Below are 966 nucleotides of genomic sequence, written 5' to 3' on the forward strand. Positions count from 1 at the left end.
TTACAGCGCAACACAGCAATAAAAATGCGCCGCCTGAACCACCAGGCTATATCTGCCACTCATTGTTGTGAGTGTGGCGATCCGATAGATGAACGAAGACGCCTGGTCGTTCAGGGTTGTCGGACTTGTGCAAGTTGCCAGGAGGATCTGGAACTTATCAGTAAACAGAGAGGTTCGAAGTGAGCGAAATTAACTCTCAGGCACTGCGTGAAGCGGCAGAGCAGGCAATGCATGACGACTGGGGATTTGACGCAGACCTTTTCCATGAATTGGTAACACCATCGATTGTGCTGGAACTGCTGGATGAACGGGAAAGAAACCAGCAATACATCAAACGCCGCGACCAGGAGAACGAGGATATTGCGCTAACAGTAGGGAAACTGCGTGTTGAGCTTGAAACAGCAAAATCAAAACTCAACGAGCAGCGTGAGTATTACGAAGGTGTTATCTCGGATGGGAGTAAGCGTATTGCTAAACTGGAAAGCAACGAAGTCCGTGAAGACGGAAACCAGTTTCTTGTTGTTCGCCATCCTGGGAAGACTCCTGTTATCAAGCACTGCACTGGTGACCTGGAAGAGTTTCTGCGGCAGTTAATCGAACAAGACCCGTTAGTAACTATCGACATCATTACGCATCGCTATTACGGGGTTGGAGGTCAATGGGTTCAGGATGCAGGTGAGTATCTGCATATGATGTCTGACGCTGGCATTCGCATCAAAGGAGAGTGAGATCGGTTTTGTAAAAGATAACGCTTGTGAAAATGCTGAATTTCGCGTCGTCTTCACAGCGATGCCAGAGTCTGTAGTGTCAGATGATGACCGTACTCAAACATCGGGTTGAGTATTATCTTACTGTTTCTTTACATAAACATTGCTGATACCGTTTAGCTGAAACGACATACATTGCAAGGAGTTTATAAATGAGTATCAATGAGTTAGAGTCTGAGCAAAAAGATTGGGCGTTATC

General features: G+C 46.4%; 2 protein-coding genes. Both read left to right on the forward strand.

What is annotated here, in order from left to right; genetic code table 11:
- On the forward strand, positions 1-183 hold a 183-nt coding region (locus tag ACEO2X_RS13930; RefSeq protein ID WP_148114142.1), incomplete at its 5' end, for a TraR/DksA family transcriptional regulator.
- Positions 180-728, forward strand: coding sequence for an ead/Ea22-like family protein (locus ACEO2X_RS13935; RefSeq protein ID WP_001289873.1), 549 nt, complete (start codon positions 180-182; stop codon positions 726-728). The genes ACEO2X_RS13930 and ACEO2X_RS13935, both read left to right, overlap by 4 nt.
- Positions 729-966 lie beyond the last annotated feature (238 nt).

It is taken from the genome of Acinetobacter sp. AL9, assembly GCF_041464035.1.
Classification (GTDB): Bacteria; Pseudomonadota; Gammaproteobacteria; order Pseudomonadales; family Moraxellaceae; genus Acinetobacter; species Acinetobacter towneri.